Genomic DNA, 13906 nt, shown 5'->3' with positions numbered 1-13906 from the left:
TCACCGTGCCGACAGAATACATCCTGGAGCTTTCCGCTCGGGAAGACACTATTTTTTTGGGCCACGTTCTTGCGAAGTCCCTTACTGACTTTCCCGAAGTAGCCCTTCTTTTGTTCGGAGATTTAGGTGCCGGGAAAACCACTTTGGTTCGGGGCTTTGCTGCGGCTCTGCCGGGGGGGGAGCAAGCAGAAGTTGCATCTCCCAGCTTCAATATATATAACCTGTACCCCACGAGTCCCGAGATAGCCCATGTGGACCTTTATCGGCTGGAGGGCATGGGGCTGGATGACGACCTGCTGGATTTGCTTTTTTCGGAACATGTCATTGTAATTATTGAGTGGGCGGAGCATCTAACGGAATCTGCAACACCTGCCGACTTCATATCTTTAACATGGTCCGCCTTGCAGCCGAAAAGAACGGTTTGCGTCCATTCCCGTGGGGAAACGGCTTCCAAAGTTCTTGATTGTGCCATGAAAGACCTGGACCGTTTTTTGAAGTAAGCTTTCGCTTGTGTAGTGAATCTCCGTTGCGAGATTTTCTTCCCTTTAAAGAAGACGAATTTGTGTGGAGTGAAGACTTGTGAATATTATTGTCCAGAAATTCGGCGGCACTTCGGTCGCCAACCGTAAACGGATGGGGCGAGTTCTCGAAATTGTGCAGCGTAACCTGCAGCCAGGGAACAAACTTCTTGTAGTACTTTCGGCCATGTCCGGCGAGACCAACCGCCTGGTTGGTTTGGGAAATGAATGGTCCTCCAATCCGGATCCGGCAGAGATGGATGTTCTTCTGACCACCGGAGAGCAAGCCTCCACCGCCCTTTTTGCAATGCTATGCAAAGACGCAGGCATTAAAGCCCGTTCCCTGCAAGGCCACCAAATCTGCATTCGCACCAACCAGGATTTTGGTCGGGCACGAATTCTCAGCATAGACAGCCAAGCAATTTTTGATCTTTTCAATGAATATGACGTTCTCGTTGTAGCTGGCTTTCAGGGCTGCGACTGCAACAGTCGGGTCACCACTTTGGGACGCGGCGGGTCTGACACCTCGGCCGTGGCTTTAGCTGCAGCCATAAAGGCCACCACATGCGAAATATTTACGGATGTGGATGGAGTCTACACGACCGACCCCAATGTTTGTTCCGCAGCCAGAAAATTGAATAGAGTCAGCTATGACGAAATGCTGGAGATGGCCAGCATGGGTGCAAAAGTCCTACAGATTCGTTCCGTTGAATTCGCCAAAAAGTATAATGTGCCCGTGCATGTACGCTCAACTTTTTCCGACGAGTGTGGAACCATCGTCAGCCAGGAGGATAAAAGCATGGAATACGTTCTCGTTTCCGGAATCGCCTACGACAAAGACCAGGCCCGCGTTACTGTTTTCGACGTCCTTGACCAACCAGGGGTGGCGTCTTCCATTTTTACTCCTCTTGCCCAACAGGGCGTCCTTGTGGACATGATCATTCAGAATACAAGCCGCGATGGGCATACTGACATGACGTTCACTGTCCAGCGTGCCGATCTGCAGAAGACTCTGGATGCGCTCAATGCCGTAAAGAATGATATCGGAGCCAAAGAACTTCAGTATGATACAGGCGTGTGCAAGGTTTCCGTCATCGGTGTGGGTATGCGCAACCATTCCGGCGTCGCGTCAAAATCGTTCGAGGCGCTACGGGATGAAGGCATCAACCTCCTCATGATTTCCACTTCTGAGATCAAAATTACCATGTTGATCGAGGACAAATATGCCGAACTGGCCGTGCGTACGCTTCACGAAGCGTTTGAACTGGACAAAGCTCCTGCGGAGCGGGTTTGCGAATTATGAACAAAATTGAAATATACGATACCACATTGCGCGATGGCACGCAGGCCGAGGAAATAAACCTTGCCCTGGACGATAAAATCCGGGTTGCCCGTAAGCTGGATGAGCAGGGATTGGATTACATCGAAGGCGGTTGGCCCTCCTCCAACCCTACTGATGAAGAATTCTTCCGGGAGATTTCCAACTATTCCCTTAAACATTCAAAGATAGCGGCCTTTGGAAGTACGCACAACGCCAAAACAACCGCAGATAAAGACTCGAATCTGAATGGACTGATTGCGGCCAAATGCCCAGTAACCACAATTTTTGGGAAGACCTGGGACCTGCATGTCACTGAGGCTCTGCATATTTCTCTGGAACGCAACCTGGAGTTGGTACGGGATTCTCTTGCCTACCTGAAGCCCCATTTTGAAAAAGTCTTCTTCGACGCCGAGCATTTTTTCGATGGCTACAAAGCCAATGCTCCGTATGCCATAGAGGTTCTCAAGGCGGCGCATGGAGCCGGTGCCGACGTGTTGGTTCTTTGCGATACCAACGGCGGCACGCTGCCGCATGAACTTTCCGACATACTGCAGCACATAAAACGTGAGCTTCCCAATGCCCGGTTGGGCATCCATGCACACAACGACTCAGAATGTGCTGTAGCCAACTCCCTGGAGGCTGTCCGGCAAGGGGCAACACATGTTCAGGGCACCATAAACGGCTTTGGTGAACGCTGTGGCAATGCCAACTTATGTTCAGTGATTCCCAACCTGATGCTCAAGCTGGACGAAGAATGTATGTCGAAAGAAGAGCTGAGTTTACTCACTCAGACATCCCATTACATTACCGAGTTGGCCAACATGCGCCCGATGCTCAGGCAGCCGTTTGTAGGCCGTTCCGCTTTTGCTCATAAAGGTGGAGTGCATGTTTCCGCAGTACTCAAGGACTCCCGTACATACGAGCACATCGATCCTGTTGCCGTCGGCAATGTCCGACGGGTTCTCTTGTCCGATCTTGCCGGGCGCAGCAACATCATGTTCATGGCCCAGAAGTACTATGAAAACATGGACAAGAACGATCCCTGTGTGCAGGGCCTTCTTGCAGAGATCAAGGAGAGGGAAAGCCTGGGGTACGAATATTCCGCTGCAGAAGCTTCCTTTCTCTTGCTGTTTTTCCGCACCATGGGCTGGTCCAAAAATTATTTTCAACTGCTTCGCTTCCGGGTGATGAACTCTCGTGAAGGCGAAATAGAGCCCTACTCCGAGGCCACGGTCATGCTTAAAGTGCGCGGCGAACGCATTCATTCAGCATCTGACGGCGATGGTCCTGTCAACGCGCTGGATAATGCCTTGCGGAAAGCGTTGGAACCTTCCTACCCTTCTCTCAAGGAAATGAAGCTGATAGACTTCAAGGTCCGTGTACTTTCGGGGTATGTAAGAGATACCGGCGGTACGGCATCGAATGTGCGTGTACTCATCGAGTCGGGAGACAAAAAAGACAAGTGGACCACGGTGGGACTTTCGCACAACATCATTGACGCCAGCTGGCAGGCTCTGGTTGATTCAATCAACTACAAGTTGTTTAAGGATGACCCCCAAAAGTGGCCGATGGTCACAAATCTATAGAAAAGAAACAAGGCGGCTTCGGCCGCCTTTCTTCATTGTTGAGCCTACGAAGAGGCATCAAGACACCCCGCTATAACGGAGCAACTTATTTTCTCGCAATATTCCTGAGCTCTCCGGTAATCTTCCCATTATTCATCTTCACAGACAGCCATAGAGATGATTGAACAAAATCTCCCGTGTCTTGGGTGGCACCAGACTACGGGTTCACTAGCTGTTGAGAGGATAAAAGAGAATGGAGTTGCAGGACTACGGATGTTTCGTAAGTCGGTTCAATTCCGAAGGGAGCGACGATAATCGAAAAATACTAAAGATGAGAAGAGGGAAGAATTAGGAAAATTACTTGGCAACTTTTATGCTGGATAAAAATTCTGGCGTAACCGCAACAACGCAAATACCGCAGCTGTCGGCAAGGTCCAGGCTTTCTTCTCGGTTGAAAAACAGGCTACGCCCAGCTTCCACAGCCAGACATTCAACACCGGCCTTTTGCAGTACTTCCATGGTCTGTAACCCGAAAGATGGCAGATCAATTCGTTCTTCCTGCCCGGGCTTGAAAATTTTAACGACGGTACACCCGTCACCGGCAAGTTCTGCACCACGCTTGATGGCCGCGTCTGTCCCTTCCAGGGCTTCAACAGCGGCTACAACCTGTTTTTTCAGGACAATAGTCTGGCCAATGTCCATCTGTCCGATAATCTTGGCCACATCCCAACCATACGCAATATCCTGAAGGTTTTCAGGACTCGGCTGCTTGCGGGTCAAAATACCTGCCGGAGTAAGCAACTCGGGAACAACCTCATGGGCTTTTGAGACGACAAACCCTTCACGTTCCAGCTCGCTGGAAATAGCCCGCAATAAGGCGTCATCGCCCTTCCCCTTGAGGGAAAACAAAAGTTTGGCTGCCCGAAAGTCAGGACGAAGGTCAAGTGCCTTGGCCTTGTTAATAGTCCCGGCCATCACAATACGCCGTACGTTATGCTTTTTAAAATAGGAAATAAGCTTTGAAAGCTGCCCCAGCTTGAGTTCCACGGAAGAATCGGCACACTGCATGGTTTCCACATCGGTATTGCGGTAGAACCCCACCATTGCCACGCCATGTCCCATTTTACGAGCGGACTGAGCCACAAGCCGGGGGAACTGTCCGCCCCCGGCTATGACTCCAATAATATCAGAAGTTGTCGAATCCATACTGAACACGATGAGGCTACGCCTCTTCGCCGTTATCCTTATGCGGAGTAACGCCCCGCTTGGAGGCTTTTATGAATTCGATAAAATGCATGACTTCCGGTACAGAACCGAATTCCTGCTCTACCTGAACGAGAGCCTGTTCACGAACTGTTTCAGACCGAAAAAGCTGCTGGTAGGCTTTCTTCAGAGCAGAGATGGCATCACGCGAGAAGCCATTCCGACGCAAGCCGATGAGGTTCAGACCGTGCAGTGATGCTCTGACGCCAGTTGCGAGCGTATACGGAGGAACATCCTGTCCGAAACCGCCCATGGCACCAAGAAAAGCGTAATCGCCGATGCGGACGAATTGATGCACGCCGCTCATACCGCTAACCATGACATGGTGACCAATTTCAACATGACCAGCCAGACTGGAAGCATTGGACATGATGACGTTGTTGCTCAACAGGCAGTCATGTGCAACATGAACATACGCCATAAGGAAGCAATTGGCACCGATCACGGTTTTCCCGTTGCCCTGAATCGTCCCGCGATGGATGGTGGCAAATTCACGGATAACCGTATTTTCGCCGACTTCCACCCAAGTTTCCTCACCTTTATAGGCAAGGTGCTGGGGCTCTCCACCAACAATGGCATAGGAATGGATATGAACGTTATCGGCCAGGCGGGTATACTTTTTCACCTGTGCAAAAGCGTCCAGCACAACGCCGTCACCGATAATGACGTTATCCTCAACAAGACAATTGGGACCAATGGTTACATTTTGCCCAATAATTGCCCCTGGATCAATTTGTGCGGTGCTGTGAATGGAATTGCTCACCTAAATGTCCTCCTTGTTGACCAGGGCGGCGGTCAAAAGAGCTTCGACAGCTACTTCACCGTCAACAAGGGCAGTGCCCTTCATGCGGTACAGCATCATTTTTTTCTTTAAATCAGTCAGGCGCAAAACAATCTGATCCCCGGGAAGCACCGGTTTCCGAAAACGAACTTTATCAATTCCGGAAAAAAGAAAAACCTTCTCCTTGAGATCAAGATCGTAGCTTTTAAAAACGAGAATACCGCCAGCCTGGGCCAGGGCTTCCAGCACAAGAACTCCCGGCATAACAGGAAGTTCAGGGAAATGCCCTTGGAAATGAGGCTCGTTTACGGTCACATTTTTGATTGCCTCAAGGCTTTCCCCGGGAACCACCTTCGTAACCCTGTCCACCAGCAAAAACGGGTAGCGATGGGGGATATACTTCATGATCTCCCGCACATCGACGATATTTTGATCAGGCATCGGCCTCTCCTTTGCCAAGCTCCGCTTTAAGCGCAGCCATTTCTTTTTCCAACTGCTTGAGCCGACGGGCCATCTGCGGGAGCTTATTATGCAGGACGGTCTGGCGACGGTAGAGATTCTCAGGAGTTGCTGGCGATCCGCCGACAGCTTGTCCAGGAGGAACATCCTTACCGACTCCGGATTGCGCACCTACACGACACCCGTCACCGAGCGTAATATGCCCGACTATTCCGGCTTGCCCTGCCAAGATGCAGCCATTGCCTATTTTGGTGCTGCCGGAAATGCCAACCTGAGCAACAATAAGGCTGTTGGCTCCGATATGCACATTGTGCGCGATCTGACAGAGGTTATCGATTTTCGTTCCTGCCCCTACGGATGTACTTCCCAAAGAAGCCCTATCCATAGAGGTATTGGACCCTATTTCGACATTGTCGCCGACTTCAACCCGGCCTATCTGAGGAACTTTATAAATTCCTTGAGGCGTGGGGACATAGCCGAAACCGTCTGCACCCAACACTGTTCCGGCATGGATAGTCACTTGGTTGCCCAAGGTGACACCTTCCATCAGGACTACGTTGGGATACAGAACCGTTCCCTGTCCCACTGTGCAATTTTCTCCAATATAAACGCCGGGAAACAGCTTTGCTCCGGATTCCACCTTGGACCCAGCTCCTATGTAGGCAAAAGGGTAGATAGTCGCACTTTCGTCTACGGTAGCTTCGGGGTGCACATGGGCAAGTTCACTTTGGCCGGAAAAACTTCCCTGCCCTCTGTCGAAAAGCTGTGCCACCCCCGCTATGGCAAGATAAGGACTCTCCGCTATCAAAGCAGTCCCTACCTGATCCGCATGGTCGGCTCTGACGATTACGGCACCGGCCTTGGTTGTTTCCAAAGCATGCAGGTATTTGGCATTGCCGAGAAAACTAATCTCAGTAGGGCCTGCGTTTTCCAGGGTGTTTACCCCGTCAATTTCGCAGTCCCCTCCTCGCAACTCCAAACCGAGGGCTTCAGCAATAGCGCTGAGTTTCATTGATCCGCCCTACTTCTTGGCTTGTTTCTTTTTCCAGGCATTGTTCAGTTCAACAATGACTTCATTGGTTTTTTCAACGCTATCGGCAGTATACAGCAGGCCGCTGTTATTCTTGTCGATGACCAGGGTGTAGCCGTTCTTGGTAGCGTAAGCCTTGACCACGTCGACCAGGGCCTTAAGGATGGGCTCGCTGATTTTCTTCTGCTCAAGACCCATTTTACGCTGGTAATTCTGATAGCTGTCCTGAAAATCACGAACCATGCGGCGCATTTCGAATTCCTTGCTCTGCTTTGCTTCCTGCGAGAGAACAAGGCTCTGCTTCTGGAGTTCGTCACGCATGCCCTCGATTTTATTTTTCTGGGCTTCCAGATCTTTTTGAACCTGCGAGAATTTTGCTTTCAATTCTTGCATGGCCTGCTTGCCAGGTTCAGAAGTCTCAATGATCTTCTGCATGTTCAATACGGCGATCTTCACATCTTTAGCATGGGCCATGGAAGCGAAAGCAAATACCAGCAACGCTACAAACAACGTGCACTTTTTCATTACATAACTCCTGCAATGCCAGGTTTAGTTAACTAACAAATCCTTAGAACGTAGCGCCAACACTAAACTCAAAACGACCGTGGCTGGCGCTTCCCTTCAGGTCGTCCAACGGATAACCGTATTCAAACCGGAGCGGTCCGAACGGCGATTTCCAACGCATTCCCAGACCTATACTTTTGTACAGTCCAAAAGTTTTGGTGTTCTCTTCACTGCTACGCTGAACATCGTCGAAAAAGGATTCATCATCGTCCCAAGCATTGCCTGCGTCAAAGAAGACCAACCCGATGATGTTCATTTCCGTATACACAGGGAAGAGGTATTCCACGTTGGCATAAAACTCCTTGCTACCACCGATCCGGTCTCCAGATTCAGGATCTTTGGGAGAAATCTTATCGCCGGAATATCCGCGAACGGTATCAATGCCACCAAGATAGAAGCGTTCCCAAGGCGGAATGTCGCTCCCACTCTCGTTTTTCATTGCGTAACCAACGGCTCCTTTGATGTGAAACACGGTGCCCCACATCAACTTTTTGAACCAGCTGGTTGTGTATTTCAACCGAATAAAGTCTTCACTGCCTCCAATGGGACCACCACCATATTCTGCGCTGATCTTGTTGACCGTTCCCACGGTGGGCAGGAAGTTGTCATTGGTCGTATCACGAACAACATCTACATTAAGAATACTGGCAAGGTTCGTGCCCTCAAAGTCACGAATGACTTTTGCAGCGTCACTTTCCACATCGGAAATTTTGTAACGCTCCAGACGGTAGCCCCAATACAAATCAGTATACTCGCCCAAGGGATAACCAAAACGAGCTTTAGCTCCTATAGCCTCACGGTCGTAGCTATCCCAGTCTCGAGTTACCCAATAGATATCACCACCCATGAGCATTTTGGAATCGTAGACATGAGGGTTGGTAAAGCTGATCTTGAACTGTGATTGTCTCCCCCCAACCTGCCCGCTGATCCCCAGGAAATAGCCACGGCCAAAGAGGTTTTGTTCTTCAACCGTGCCGCCAACGTAAAAACTATCCAGACTGGAGTAGCCTACGCCGCCAGAGATGTTGCCGGTAGGTTTTTCCGTAACCTTAACTTTAAGGTCAAGCTGGGAGGGGTCACCCGTGGGAACAGGTTCGATATCAACAGCTTTGAAAAAATCCAGTTTGTTCAAGCGAACCATGGACCTGGAAAGCTGAGAACCACTGTACCTGTCACCATCACCGATCAGAATCTCACGGCGAATGACATTATCAGCAGTGTGAACGTTGCCTTCGATCATAACCCGACGAACAAAAACCTTGCGCTGTTTCTTCAGCCGGAACTCGATATCAACCGTCTTTGTATCCTTATGGGGATTCATGGCAACATCGGCTTCGGCAAAAGCGTAGCCATAATCCATATAGAACTGCTGCAACCTGTTGAGGTCGGAGCGCAATACAGAGCGATCAAAATATCCGTCATCTTCCTGGATTTCGTCCAAGCCGATTTGCTCTTTGAGAACATTTTCCGGTTCAAGCAAATCGCCGGTAAAGGTAATTTTCCCGACCTTGTAACGATCTCCTTCCTGCACCTTGAAAATAATGTGGATACCATCTTCTTTAAATTCTACTTCCGGCTGACCAACTTTGGCATCAATAAAACCCCGGTTGGCGTAGTAAGCTTCCAAAGCAGCGGCATCGCGCTCAAGCAATTCTTCCTTAAGCACGCCCGAACCGGTGATCCAAGAAAACATCCCACGTTCAGCCAAAGCAAGTTCGGATTTCAAATCGTCAGGATCAAGCTGCTTGGCGCCTTCAATACTGATATCCGTAATATAGAGCTTCTCCCCTTCCTTGACGGTAAGTTCAAGACGGGCCTGCCCTTTTCCAGTTTCAACAATCTTATGGTCCACCTTGGCAAGGTAGTACCCATCCTTACGGTAGAGTTCCCGAACTTTGTCGAGGTCTTCTGCCAAGACCTTTTGGTTCAGGATTCCCCCTTGCTTGGAGTTGATGACTTCCAGAATGTCATCAGTATCCATATCGTCATTCCCTTTAATGACAACGGCTTGAATGCGTGGTTTTTCCTTTACTATGAAAGTGAGAACCTTGCCTTCAGGGGAATCAGTCAGCTTAATCTGAACGTCGTCAAAATATCCCAATTCATAAATTGTACGCAGATCTTCGTTAATGAGCTTGGGATCGTACACATCCCCTTTTTGCGTTTGAATGCGGTACAGGACAACTTCTTTGTCCAATACCTTGTTCCCCTGCACGTCAATGCGGGCAATCTTATCCTTGCGCATTATTTCCAGCTGAACACCGGTTGCCAGTTCTTCTGCTGCTGGCAGGATATTTATGAGTCCTTTTTTTACAACAAACAGAGGCTTGTCCGGACGCAATCCAAAGGCATCAACCAACCGGGCATCCAAGCTGAGCGTGTCGCCTACCTGGCTCAAACTGCCGTAAAGGGCATATCCGGCTTTGGACAACAAAGCCAAATCCCGAGCCATCCGTAAATCAAGAAACCCGACGTTCTTATCTTTGATCAGCTGTTCCATTTCCTTATTGGGAACAACGCTGAACCCCTTGTCTTTCAGCTGGTCGGCCAACAACTGGGGGAGACTGTCCCGCAGGTATTGCATGCCGGACTCGGCATTGATCTGAAACGGCAGTACAATAATTTTTGTATTGGCGACTTCGTCCTCTAGGCAAAATCCTGCCTTAGGGACAAAGAGTCCCAGAACAAAAGCCACCAGCAGAATTTTGAAAACATTACAGGGGATGCGCATGCAGTTCTCCAGAAATCAGTTCGAGTCGTCGCCCCATGTTGCGGGCCAGTTCGCCATTGTGCGTTACGACGATAAGCGTCATGTTGAAATCGGAATTCAACGACAGCATTAAATCGCCCACCAGCCTTCCTGTCTTTTCATCAAGGCTCCCAGTGGGTTCATCAGCCAAAAGCACGCGGGGTTCCATAAAAATCGCCCGTGCAATAGAAGCTCTCTGGCGTTCCCCACCCGAAAGGGTGGTCACGCTATGCCTTTCACGTTGCTCCATTCCTACTAAAGCCAAAGATTTGGCTGCCTTTTCCAGCGCCCTCTCCCGTGCCATTCCCTTGATAAGTCCGGGCATGGCCACATTCTCCAAAGTATTGAACTCTGGCAAAAGATGATGAAGTTGAAAAACAAATCCGATTTCGCTGTTTCGTATACTGGCCCTGGCAGTAGCGTCGAGACTAGTTATATCCCGTCCATTAAACTCTATTTTCCCATCAGAAGGAGTATCAAGAGTTCCCAAAAGATGCAGGAGTGTCGTTTTGCCAGACCCTGAAGCACCCATTATAGCCAGAGATTCACCTTGAAGAACGTCCAGATCGATTCCCTTGAGAACCTGAATTGTTTCTCCCGGCGCCTGATACCTCTTACACAAGTCCCGCACCTGATACAATGTACGGCTACTCATAGCGGAGAGCCTCCACGGGATCCAGTTGCGAGGCTTTGCGTGCCGGATACAGCGTGGTCAAAAAGCACAGCATGAACGCGCACACGCCTATCATCGTAAGGTCTAGAGGGTCGAGAAGAACAGGCAGAGTATCCACCGGGTAGACGTTTTTGGGTAGTTGAATAAATTGATATTTTTCGAGCAAGAGACTCAAAGGAATTCCGACGGCGTACCCCAAAAGGGTTCCCAAACCGCCGATGATAGTTCCCTGAAGCAAAAAAATGCGTTGAATTCGCTCTTTGGTGGCCCCCAAAGACATAAGAATGGAGATGTCGCGCCTCTTTTTCATAACCAACATCACGAGAGTGGTCACGATGCTGAAAGAACCAACCAGAACAATCATCACAAGGATGATAAACATAGCTGTTTTTTCAAGTTTCATCGCGGCAAAGAGGTTGGTGTTCATTTCCATCCAGTTGCGTACGTACAACGGACGTCCGCTCAAGACCTTGCGCAATTCCAAAGTAATAGGTTCGGCATGGTCAATGTTGTCCAGCCGAAGCTCCACCCCGGTTACTTGATCGGCTGCAAGCCCGATAAGCTTTTGGGCGGAGGCAACGGACACATAGCCAAGAGACGAATCGTACTCGTACATTCCAGTCCGGAAGATCCCGACAACCCTGAAAATTTTGACTGTCGGAACAAATCCGGCCGATGTTTTTTTACCAGCAGGAGATAACAGATTCACCCGTGCGCCGACAAAAAGCCCCAAACGCTTTGCCAGTTCGGAGCCAACAATTATTCCGGGAAGCGGCTTAGCCTCTGCCAGAGACTGTAAAGATCCCTTCTGCATATCCTTTGCAAGGCTCAGGACATTTCCTGCCGTTGTCGGGTCAATGCCACGCAGAACCAGCCCCTTCACACCGCGAGGGGTTGAAAGCATAACCTCCGAGTAGACAAAGGGGGTGGCTCCAACCACACCGGGAACAGCAAGAGCCTGCTTTTCAATCTCCTGATAATCTCTAAGAGGAGAGGAAAAGCTGGAAACAATCACATGGGCATTAACACCTACGATCTTGTCCCGCAGGTCATGACTAAAACCGTTCATCACACCGATGACAACGATCAAAGAGGCCACACCCAGGCATACCCCGAGAATAGCAAACAAGGAAATCACTGAAATGAAAGCCTGTTTGCGCAACGCCAGAAGGTATCTAAAGGCGACAAAAAGCTCGAATTTCATGAGCCTACATTGCGGAGGTCCGCTCGGTATGGCCAGCGCGGAAAGTTCTTCCGGCGGCGGATAAAACCAAAGGACTAACCTTCCGATCGCAGCAGCGGGAAGAGAATGACTTCCCGAATACTTGCGCTGTTGGTCAGCAACATGACCAGCCTATCGATACCGACTCCCTGGCCGGCAGCTGGGGGCATTCCATATTCAAGGGCGCGGACATAGTCCATGTCCATGTAATGTGCCTCTTCATCACCGGCCTCTTTTTCCGCCACCTGGGCAAGAAAACGTCCCAACTGATCAATGGGATCGTTGAGTTCGGAAAAGGCATTAGCCATTTCACGCCCGGTCATAAACAGCTCAAAGCGGTCCGTGACCTCGGGGTTCCCTTCCTTTCGGCGTGAAAGTGGGGATATATCAGTAGGATACTCGTAGATGAATGTCGGCTGAACCAGCTTCGGTTCGACATACATGTCAAAAAGCTTGGCTTGAATTTTTCCTAAGCGGTCCCCATCGTAGACCTTTTCCCCACGTTCCTTGACGTGTTTTTCAACGGCTTTAAAGTCATTATAAAAGTCGGCTTTCAGGCCTCCGATGACTTCCAAGGATTCGTGGAACGTGTAGCGATGCCATTTGCCAGGAGTGAGATCAATATCTCCGTACTCCTGATACGGCACAACCGTACCGCCGGTAACACGGCGGGCACAGGCGGCAAAAAGCTCTTCCGTAAGGTCCATAAGATCGTAAAAATCGGCATACGCCCAGTAGAACTCACACATGGTGAATTCCGGGTTATGCTGGGTAGAAATACCTTCGTTCCGAAAGTTACGGCCTATTTCATAAACCTTTTCAAAACCGCCTACCAACAGGCGCTTGAGGTACAGCTCCGGGGCTATACGCATAAAAAGCTGCATATCCAAGGCGTTGTGGTGCGTCTCAAACGGTTTGGCCGTGGCACCGCCAGGGATGGACTGCAGAGTAGGAGTTTCAACTTCCAGAAAACCCCGCTCATCAAGAAATTTACGAATTTCGCTGACGATGGCAGTACGAGCTTTAAAAATTTCCCGAGCGCGTTCGTTGACGATAAGGTCAACATACCGCTGCCGGTAACGGGTCTCCACATCCTTAAGACCATGCCATTTTTCAGGCAGCGGACGCATGGATTTGGTCAGAAGCTCAATGGATTCCGCTGTAAGGGTAAGCTCGCCTGTCTTGGTACGGAACAGATCGCCCTTTACTCCGACGATATCACCGATATCGAACTTGCGGAAAACTTTGTACGCGTCGTCACCCAGCTCACTTTTCTGAACAAAGACCTGCAGTTGAGCGGTTCTATCCAAAAGATGAAGGAAAGTAACCTTGCCGAAGGAGCGCAACGATATGATACGACCGGCAATGCTGAATTTGTCCTCGGACTTTTCCAGCTCTTCGTTGTCGACATTCTCATATTTGGAAAGGATACTCTGAATGTCAGTATCCTTACGAAAAGTGTTAGGAAAAAGCGAGACACCCTCATCCAGGATACCTACCGCCTTTTCCACACGGCTTTTCATGACTTCGTTGAGTTCATCTTTGGCATCCAATACTTCAAGCATAGGCATGAAGCGGGCCACATTTTCGGACTTGGTCCGAAGCTTGATTTTCTGTTTTTTGTCTTGATTCTGGCTCAATGTAGAAAGTCCCATTTTCCCAAGAAATGATTAAAACCTTGAACCCGCAATGCGTATGCGAATTAGCTGTGTGCGTCAAGAAATCAGGAGCAGAACCGCCTTTGAGCCTCATTTAAAGTGC

Annotated in this window: 12 protein-coding genes; 3 read left to right on the top strand and 9 right to left on the bottom strand. The window is 49.7% G+C overall.

Going from position 1 to position 13906, the window contains the following annotated elements; translation table 11 throughout:
• Nucleotides 1-5 precede the first annotated feature (5 nt).
• From tsaE to cimA, 3 genes are all read left to right on the top strand, one after another.
• The gene (tsaE, locus tag ACI0FJ_RS03225; protein ID WP_424298904.1) at nucleotides 6-500 is read left to right on the top strand and encodes a tRNA (adenosine(37)-N6)-threonylcarbamoyltransferase complex ATPase subunit type 1 TsaE; all 495 of its coding nucleotides are present in this window, start codon (nucleotides 6-8) and stop codon (nucleotides 498-500) included.
• A 79-nt stretch (nucleotides 501-579) separates the two neighbouring features.
• Nucleotides 580-1821, top strand: coding sequence for an aspartate kinase (locus ACI0FJ_RS03220; protein WP_424298901.1), 1242 nt, complete (start codon nucleotides 580-582; stop codon nucleotides 1819-1821).
• The gene (gene cimA, locus ACI0FJ_RS03215) at nucleotides 1818-3425 is read left to right on the top strand and encodes a citramalate synthase (protein WP_424298898.1); all 1608 of its coding nucleotides are present in this window, start codon (nucleotides 1818-1820) and stop codon (nucleotides 3423-3425) included. The genes ACI0FJ_RS03220 and cimA overlap by 4 nt, the downstream gene beginning before the upstream one ends.
• A 336-nt stretch (nucleotides 3426-3761) precedes the next feature.
• On the opposite strand, the gene ACI0FJ_RS03210 is transcribed toward cimA, so the two are convergent.
• From ACI0FJ_RS03210 to lysS, 9 genes are all read right to left on the bottom strand, one after another.
• On the bottom strand, nucleotides 3762-4610 hold the full coding sequence (locus ACI0FJ_RS03210) for an LpxI family protein (RefSeq protein WP_424298895.1): 849 nt from the start codon (nucleotides 4608-4610) through the stop codon (nucleotides 3762-3764).
• Nucleotides 4611-4626: 16 nt separating this feature from the next.
• A complete protein-coding gene (gene lpxA / locus ACI0FJ_RS03205; protein WP_424298892.1) occupies nucleotides 4627-5430 on the bottom strand; it encodes an acyl-ACP--UDP-N-acetylglucosamine O-acyltransferase in 804 nt (267 codons plus the stop codon).
• Nucleotides 5431-5889, bottom strand: coding sequence for a 3-hydroxyacyl-ACP dehydratase FabZ (gene fabZ / locus ACI0FJ_RS03200; protein WP_424298889.1), 459 nt, complete (start codon nucleotides 5887-5889; stop codon nucleotides 5431-5433).
• Complete coding sequence (lpxD, locus tag ACI0FJ_RS03195) at nucleotides 5882-6919, bottom strand: UDP-3-O-(3-hydroxymyristoyl)glucosamine N-acyltransferase (protein WP_424298886.1); 1038 nt, start codon at nucleotides 6917-6919, stop codon at nucleotides 5882-5884. The genes fabZ and lpxD overlap by 8 nt, the downstream gene beginning before the upstream one ends.
• Nucleotides 6920-6928: 9 nt before the next feature.
• Nucleotides 6929-7462 (bottom strand): OmpH family outer membrane protein, encoded by a 534-nt coding sequence (locus ACI0FJ_RS03190; RefSeq protein WP_424298883.1) that lies wholly within the window; start codon nucleotides 7460-7462, stop codon nucleotides 6929-6931.
• A gap of 43 nt (nucleotides 7463-7505) precedes the next feature.
• Entirely contained in the window at nucleotides 7506-10232 is a 2727-nt protein-coding gene (bamA, locus tag ACI0FJ_RS03185; protein ID WP_424298880.1) for an outer membrane protein assembly factor BamA, read from the bottom strand.
• Nucleotides 10216-10905 (bottom strand): ABC transporter ATP-binding protein, encoded by a 690-nt coding sequence (locus ACI0FJ_RS03180; protein WP_424298877.1) that lies wholly within the window; start codon nucleotides 10903-10905, stop codon nucleotides 10216-10218. Before ACI0FJ_RS03180 ends, bamA begins: the two co-directional genes overlap by 17 nt.
• Nucleotides 10898-12127: a lipoprotein-releasing ABC transporter permease subunit gene (locus ACI0FJ_RS03175; protein ID WP_424298874.1), complete on the bottom strand. Its 1230-nt coding sequence runs from the start codon at nucleotides 12125-12127 to the stop codon at nucleotides 10898-10900. Before ACI0FJ_RS03175 ends, ACI0FJ_RS03180 begins: the two co-directional genes overlap by 8 nt.
• Before the next feature lie 74 nt (nucleotides 12128-12201).
• Nucleotides 12202-13800 carry a lysine--tRNA ligase gene (gene lysS / locus ACI0FJ_RS03170; RefSeq protein ID WP_424298871.1) on the bottom strand — a complete coding sequence of 533 codons (1599 nt, stop codon included), beginning with the start codon at nucleotides 13798-13800 and terminating at the stop codon, nucleotides 12202-12204.
• Nucleotides 13801-13906: the final 106 nt, after the last annotated feature.

This window comes from Desulfovibrio sp. 7SRBS1 (assembly GCF_049723905.1).
GTDB lineage: Bacteria > Desulfobacterota > Desulfovibrionia > Desulfovibrionales > Desulfovibrionaceae.
This window is presented reverse-complemented; position numbering and strand designations above follow the sequence as displayed.

Coding starts and splice junctions, on each gene's coding strand:
- cimA (WP_424298898.1), top strand. CDS start 1,818: ATGAACAAAATTGAAATATACGATACCACATTGCGCGATGGCACGCAG.
- ACI0FJ_RS03210 (WP_424298895.1), bottom strand. CDS start 4,610: ATGGATTCGACAACTTCTGATATTATTGGAGTCATAGCCGGGGGCGGA.
- fabZ (WP_424298889.1), bottom strand. CDS start 5,889: ATGCCTGATCAAAATATCGTCGATGTGCGGGAGATCATGAAGTATATC.
- lpxD (WP_424298886.1), bottom strand. CDS start 6,919: ATGAAACTCAGCGCTATTGCTGAAGCCCTCGGTTTGGAGTTGCGAGGA.
- ACI0FJ_RS03190 (WP_424298883.1), bottom strand. CDS start 7,462: ATGAAAAAGTGCACGTTGTTTGTAGCGTTGCTGGTATTTGCTTTCGCT.
- bamA (WP_424298880.1), bottom strand. CDS start 10,232: ATGCGCATCCCCTGTAATGTTTTCAAAATTCTGCTGGTGGCTTTTGTT.
- ACI0FJ_RS03180 (WP_424298877.1), bottom strand. CDS start 10,905: ATGAGTAGCCGTACATTGTATCAGGTGCGGGACTTGTGTAAGAGGTAT.
- ACI0FJ_RS03175 (WP_424298874.1), bottom strand. CDS start 12,127: ATGAAATTCGAGCTTTTTGTCGCCTTTAGATACCTTCTGGCGTTGCGC.
- lysS (WP_424298871.1), bottom strand. CDS start 13,800: ATGGGACTTTCTACATTGAGCCAGAATCAAGACAAAAAACAGAAAATC.